Below are 6854 nucleotides of genomic sequence, written 5' to 3' on the forward strand. Positions count from 1 at the left end.
GTGGCCCCTTTTGGTGGTTACGACGTCAGCCAGTGTGTTTACTCCCTTGGCGAGCTGGGCGCGAGCGTCTGTGCCGAAAACGATGTCCTTAGCCATTGCTTAATTCTTTCCGATTGTGGAAAAGTGACTGTCCCTTTTCCACGTTGCGAGCAAGGGTGGAAAAGGGACTATCCCTTTTCCACACCGGGAGTTAGTCCTCGATGATGGCGTAGATGTCGTCGGCGCGGAGCAGCAGGTAGTCCTCGCCGTCGATCTTCACCTCGTTGCCGCCGAACTTGCCATAGAAGACCTGGTCGCCGGCCTTCACGTCCAGGGCGACACGCTCGCCCTTGTCGTTGACCTTGCCGGCGCCCACGGCGATGACCTCGCCGCGCTGCGGCTTCTCCTGGGCACCGCTCGAGATGTAGAGGCCCGTGGAGGTCTTCTCCTCCTTGGGGGCGGGCTTGACGAGGACGCGGTCACCAAGCGGCTTCAGAGTCATGTTCAGGATCCTCCTTCTTGGGCGCCCGCGCGGGGCGCGCGTTCCGACGGCGCTTTGCGTGCGCCGCTCAATCCAACGTTCAGAATCATACCCAGCCGCACGGACTTATACCACCGCGCAAGAAAAAATCTTAGTCGCGAGACTTAGATTTTCTGAGGGCGCCGGGCGCAGGCGAGAAGAGCGCGCGTCAGGCGGCTCGCCGCTCGCCGACCCTCCCGACGGGCCGGCCCGCGTGCCATGCGCTCAAGCTACGATGGCCTTACAACCAAACGGGAGGGCAGACCCATGAAGGCGCACGTCACCCCCATCCTGAGAAGGCTCGTCTTCTGCGTGCTCATCCTGCCCCTTGCGGCCGCGCTGGCGTCGCGTGCTCCCCAGCAGACGTGGGAGCCGCCCGTCGGCACCATGCAGAGCGGATGGCGCGGCTCCTCGATGGTCGGCATCAACATGCTCGTGTCCGGCTACTCGTGGGACGGCGGCACCGCAGACGCCGTCGACCCCGCGACAGCAGAGGGGAGCGTCCCGCACTTCGAGGTCGGAGGGACCGAGACCGTGCGCGTGCACTTCTCGCAGCCCACCGCGGAGGTTGAGGTCTCGCGACGCGCCGAGGGCGCCGACGCCGACGAGCCCGTTGCCGTGTCCGCGATCACCGACGAGGGCGTCACCCTCGAGGTCGAGCCCGGATGGCGCTACGTCTTCTCCGCCCGGTTCGAGGACGGGAGCGCGGACTACCTCATCGACGTCGTCTCCGACGGTAGTCCCGCGGAGGGGGACGTGAGCACCGCGCTCGTCGCCTGGGCGAGCGGCGACCAGGTCCTCTTCGTCGACCAGGCCACCGAGAGCCCCTACCTCCCCGCCCTGCCCGAGGGCACGCCCGAGCTCGCGGCCGGCAACGTCGTGCGCGTGACCGGCAACGGCATCATGCTGGAGAGCTACCCCGCGCAGTACCCGGGCATCACCCGGGTGGAGGTCATCGAGGAGGGCGCGCCCGAGGACGCCGAGAGGTACGCGGACCTCGTGGCGCAGCTCTGGCCGCCCAGGGACCCGGCCGAGCCGCCGAGCGCGGCGGTCGAGTACCAGACCGAGCTCGCTTCCGTCACGCTCACGCCCCTCACCTGCGGCTACACCTGGAGCTACGACTCCGAGGGGGCGAGAAGGACCGTCAGCGCGGACGCGCCGCACCCCATGCAGGTGGAGGGGGTGGACGTCCCGTGCGCCACGGTCGACGGCCCCGCCGCGGTCACCGTGAGCTTTGACGTACCCGCCACCGCGGCCGGCATCGTGCGCTGGCGCGAGAGCGACCTCGCCGCCGCGGCGCGCGAGGCGGGGTCGGCAGCGGCCGTGGAGCTGGGCGCCGTGGACGAGGACATCCTGTCCGTCGACGACCGGGAGGTCGCGGACGGTGCCGTCACCCTCACCGTGGAGCCGGGCTGGCGCTACTCGGTCGAGACGTGGTTCGACGGCGGCACCGCCATCTACGTCTTCACCGTGGCGGCCGCATAGCCCGCGGGGCCGCCCCCCCGGCGCCTACAGCCCCTCGAGCTCGTCCAGCCAGAGGGCGGCACAGGCGTCCGACGGCATGCGCAGGTCGCCGCGCGGGCTCACGGCCGCCGAGCCCACCTTCGGGCCGTCGGGCAGGCAGCTGCGCTTGAACTGCTGCGCGAAGAAGCGCCGGTAGAAGACCTTGAGCCACGAGAGGATCGTCTCGTCGTCGTACTTCTCGCCCAGCGCGTGGCGGGCGAGGCGATAGACCTTGGACGGGGACGCGCCGTGGCGCAGGACCTCGTAGAGGAAGAAGTCATGCAGCTCGTAGGGACCCACGAGGTCCTCGGTGCGCTGCACGATCGTGCCGTCGCCGGTCGCTGGCAGCAGCTCCGGCGAGACGGGCGTGTCGAGCACGTCCAGCAGCACGCGCGCCTCGGCGTCGTCGCCGCAGGTGTCGGCCACGTAGCGCACCAGGTGGCGCACGAGCGTCTTGGGCACGCCGACGTTGACCGCGTACATGGACATGTGGTCGCCGTTATAGGTGGCCCAGCCCAGGGCCAGCTCGGAGAGGTCGCCGGTGCCGATGACGAGGCCGCCCTCCTGGTTGGCCACGTCCATGAGGATCTGCGTGCGCTCGCGGGCCTGAGAGTTCTCGTAGGTGACGTCGTGGACGGACTCGTCGTGGCCGATGTCGGAGAAGTGCTGGCGCACGGCGTCGGCGATGCCGATCTCGCGCAGCTCGGCGCCGACGGCGCGCGCGAGCTCGCAGGCGTTGTTATAGGTGCGGTCGGTGGTGCCGAAGCCCGGCATGGTGACCGTGATGACGCCCGAGCGCGGCAGCTCGAGCAGGTCGAACGCGCGCACGGCGACGAGCAGGGCGAGCGTGGAGTCGAGCCCGCCCGAGAGCCCGATCACCGCGTGGCGCGAGCGCGTGTGCGCGAGGCGCTTGGCCAGGCCGTGCGCCTGGATGTTGAAGACGTCCTCGCAGCGCTCGGCGCGGCGGGTCGGGTCGGACGGCACGAAGGGGTGCGGGTCCACCCAGCGCGTCAGGCGCGTGGGGCGCACGTCCAGCGTGAAGCGGCTCACGCGATAGTCGCGCTGGAGCGGGCTGGCCGCGGTCTCGAACGTGGACATGCGCCGGCGCTCGGCCGCGAGCTGGCGCACGTCGACCTCGGAGACGGCCATGCCCTCGCCGAAGGGCTTGCCCTCCGCGAGCAGGCGGCCGTTCTCGGCGACCAGGTCGTGGCCCGAGAAGACCAGGTCCTGCGTGGACTCGCCGGTGCCGGCGCTCGTGTAGACGTAGCCGCAGACCAGGCGCGCGCTCTGGCCGCACACGAGGCTGCGGCGGTAGTCGGCCTTGCCGACGAGCGCGTTGGAGGCGCTGAGGTTGCAGACGAGCGTGGCACCGGCCTGCGCGTGGGCGACGGACGGCGGCTCGGGGACCCACAGGTCCTCGCAGATCTCCGCGGCCACCACGAGCTCCGGGAGCTCCTCGCACGCAAAGAGCTGGCTGGTGCCAAAGGGCACGTCGAGCTGGCCCGCCACGTCGATGGGCACGATGTCGGCCGTGCCGGGGGCGAAGTGGCGTCCCTCGTAGAACTCGTGGTAGGTGGGGATGTGGCGCTTGGGCACCACGCCGAGGACCGTGCCCGCGGAGACCGCGGCGCAGCAGTTGTAGAGCTTGGCGTTCACGCGAACCGGCACGCCCACGAGCAGGAGGGCGTTGAGGTCGGCGGTGCGCTCCGCGAACTCGGCGAGGGCGGCCTCGGCGGCGTCGAGCAGCGCGTCCTGCCAGAAGAGGTCCTCGCAGGTGTAGCCCGTGAGCGCGAGCTCGGGCAGCACCACCACAACGGCGCCCTCCTCGGTGCAGGCGCGCGTCGCGGCCTCCGCGCACGCGTCGGTGTTGAAGCGGACGTCGGCCACGCGGACCTCCGGCGTCACCGCCGCGACCTTCACGAACCCGTCCCGCATGGCTGCCTCCTCAAACGTGGAAAAGGGACAGTCCCTTTTCCACATCAGCGCCTGCCGGCGCGTTCGACGATACCCCTGCCGATGCCGGTCAGTCGCTCAATCTGTCTCACGGACAGGCCGGCATCCCGCAATTCACAGAGTAGCGCATCGCGCTCGCGTTTCTCCAGACCCTTGAGGTCAGAGGCGCGAACGGGTCCAAGAACCTCTGCGGCGACCGCCCCGACCGCGCCGTCCGGGATGCGCGGCCGAACCGGGGGACGATACGTGAGCGACGCGTCATCGCGAATGAACGTGGCGAAGGCGTCCGGGCCACCCAGCGTCTCAAGAACCGGCCCGGTGTCCGCGTGCCGCGGGCGCCCCGCGTACTCGTGGTAGCTGCTCCACGGGTACTCCTCAGCCGAGCAGAGCCGGGCCTTGGCGGGGTTGTTGTGCACGTAGCGCACCGCTTCGAGCAGATATGCCTCAGACTCAATCGGCGAGCTGAAGTAGCGCTGCTGAAAGACGTGGCCAACATGGTCGTGGCGCTTGTTATAGCGCTGCGCATAGCTCGTCTCGAGCGACTTCATAACGCCGGCCATCGACCCCTCGGGGTCTTCGAGCACGAGATGGACGTGGTTGGCCATGAGGCACCACGCGATCACGCGCACGCCAGATCCCTCGACCGCCCGGTCGAGCAACCCGAGAAACGCGCAACGGTCGGCATCGTCCTCAAAGAGGCTCTGCCGACCGTTTCCCCTCACCACAACATGGTAGAACCCGGACGCTGACGTCCTTCTCGCCGTCCTTGGCATGTCTCCCCCCTCGACGTTTTGCCGAGCAAGGGATGTATACCCACGCGCGCCTCGACGGAATGTGGAAAAGGGACTGTCCCTTTTCCACTACCCCTCGAGGTAGCGGGCGAGGAACTCGCGGGTGCGCGGCTGCTCGGGAGCCGAGAAGAGCCGCTCGGGCGCGCCCTTCTCGGCGATGACGCCGCCGTCCATGAAGACGACCTCGTCGGAGACGCCGCGCGCGAACGCCATCTCGTGCGTGACCACGACCATCGTCATGCCGTCCGCGGCGAGGCGGCGCATGACCTCCAGCACCTCGCCCACGATCTCGGGGTCGAGCGCCGAGGTCGGCTCGTCGAAGAGCATGATCTCGGGGCTCATGCACAGGGCGCGCGCGATGGCCACGCGCTGCTTCTGGCCGCCCGAGAGGTTGTTGACGTCGGCGCGCGCGAAGTCGGCGAGGCCCACGGACTCGAGGTGGCGCAGCGCGACCTCCTGCGCCTCGGCCTTGCCCATCTTCTTGAGCGTCACGGGCGCGAGCGTGCAGTTGTCGAGCACGTTCATGTTGTTGAACAGGTTGAAGCCCTGGAACACCATGCCGATCTTCTCGCGCAGGCTGTTCACGTCAACGTGCTCGGCCGCGAGGTCCTGACCGTGGAACCACACGTGGCCGGCGTCGGGCGTCTCGAGCAGGTTGAGGCAGCGCAGCAGGGTGGACTTGCCGGAGCCCGAGGGCCCGATGATGGTGACCACCTGGCCGGGCATGACCTCGAGGTTGATGTCGCGCAGCACCTCGAGCGAGCCGAAGGACTTGCGCAGCCCCTCCACGCGGATCATGGGCTCGGCGGTCGTCGCGGCGCCGGGGTTGTTCTCTGCCATGGCTTACTCCTCACCCACGAGGTTCTGGTCGGACGAGCTGCCCACGGGCTCGGGCTTCACGTCAAAGTGCCTGGCCGCCCGGCCGAGGATCGTGGTGGCGATGGAGGTGAGCACCAGGTAGATCGCGGCAGCGACCAGATAGGCCGGGAAGTAGTCGTAGTAGTTGCCACCGATGGTGCGCGCCGCGAACGTGAGGTCGAACACGCTGATCATCGAAAGGACCGAGGAGTCCTTGATGTTGATGACGAGCTCGTTGGAGAGTCCCGGAATCGAGTTCTTGATGCCCTGGGGGAAGACCACCTTGCGCATGGCCTGCCACTGCGAGAGGCCGAGGGAGCGGGCCGCCTCCATCTGACCGGGGTCCACCGAGGCGATACCGCCGCGCAGGACCTCCATCATGTAAGCGGTCGAGTTGAGCGCGATGGTCACGATACCGGCGTTGAACGGCGACCAGATCTGGTTGAGCTCGGCGCCGCTGTAGGTGCCCGTCGCCTGGATCAGGCCGATGATGCCGTAGTAGATGATGAGGCCCTGGACCATCATGGGGGTGCCGCGCACCACCGTGCTGTAGACCCTGGCGAACCCGGTGCCCACGACCTTCCAGAAGCGGACGAAGTCGTTGTCGGGGCGGTCGATGGCCTGGATGCGGCAGAACACGAGCAGAAGCGCCAGGAAGAACGCGATCACCGTGCCGAAGACCGCGAGGGACACCGTGGTGGTGATGCCCGTGACGTAGGTCTGGCGGCTCGTCCAGAACATCCAGATGATGTTCTGGAGGAAGTCACCGGAGGGTCGGTCGGCGGCGGAGGTGGCGGCCGCCCACGACGAGGCGAACCCCAGGACCAGGCGGTCGACCACGAGGACGAGCGCGAGGGCCCACACCACGTACGACGCGTAGCGCAGGGCGCGGCGCGCGGCCGGCCGCACGAAGGGCGACGTCTCGGCGTAGCTCCTCCAGTGGGTGAGCTTGAAGACGAGCGCCACCGCGCTCACGACGAGCCACGCCGCGAGCAGGTAGTACATGACGAGCTCCACCGTGAACGCGTGGGCGAGGAAGCTCATGGCGGGACGCAGGGAGCTCGAGAGCAGCATGCCGACGAACGCCACCGCGCTCGTGCCCAGGAGCACGTAGCGGTGGTCGTCGAGGAAGAACGAGGACACGCGGCCCCGCGGCCTTCTCGCCTGCTGCTCGCCGGAGTTGGCAGAGCCCATGGTTTCTCCTTCGGGTTACATGCGTGCGGGGGGGGGGGGGGGAGGGAGGGGAGAGG

The 6854-nt window shown here is 68.7% G+C and carries 6 protein-coding genes; 1 reads left to right on the top strand and 5 read right to left on the bottom strand.

Translation table 11 applies throughout. The features are described from left to right. Window positions 1-190: 190 nt before the first annotated feature. Window positions 191-481 (bottom strand): co-chaperone GroES, encoded by a 291-nt coding sequence (gene groES, locus ACWTSU_RS01910; protein WP_455137004.1) that lies wholly within the window; start codon window positions 479-481, stop codon window positions 191-193. Window positions 482-766: 285 nt separating this feature from the next. On the opposite strand from groES, the gene ACWTSU_RS01915 reads away from it, so the two are divergent. Then, entirely contained in the window at window positions 767-1984 is a 1218-nt protein-coding gene (locus tag ACWTSU_RS01915; protein ID WP_455138198.1) for a hypothetical protein, read from the top strand. Between the two features lie 24 nt (window positions 1985-2008). Here ACWTSU_RS01915 and ACWTSU_RS01920 read toward each other — a convergent pair whose 3' ends face one another. From ACWTSU_RS01920 to ACWTSU_RS01935, 4 genes are all read right to left on the bottom strand, one after another. Further along, entirely contained in the window at window positions 2009-3937 is a 1929-nt protein-coding gene (locus ACWTSU_RS01920) for an NAD(+) synthase (protein WP_455138199.1), read from the bottom strand. Window positions 3938-3981: 44 nt separating this feature from the next. Continuing rightward, window positions 3982-4728 (bottom strand): transposase, encoded by a 747-nt coding sequence (locus ACWTSU_RS01925; protein ID WP_455138200.1) that lies wholly within the window; start codon window positions 4726-4728, stop codon window positions 3982-3984. A gap of 87 nt (window positions 4729-4815) precedes the next feature. Beyond that, complete coding sequence (locus ACWTSU_RS01930) at window positions 4816-5586, bottom strand: amino acid ABC transporter ATP-binding protein (RefSeq protein ID WP_455138201.1); 771 nt, start codon at window positions 5584-5586, stop codon at window positions 4816-4818. Between the two features lie 3 nt (window positions 5587-5589). Then, on the bottom strand, window positions 5590-6798 hold the full coding sequence (locus tag ACWTSU_RS01935) for an amino acid ABC transporter permease (protein WP_455138202.1): 1209 nt from the start codon (window positions 6796-6798) through the stop codon (window positions 5590-5592). Between the last annotated feature and the right edge of the window lie 56 nt (window positions 6799-6854).

This window comes from Thermophilibacter sp. (assembly GCF_966187215.1).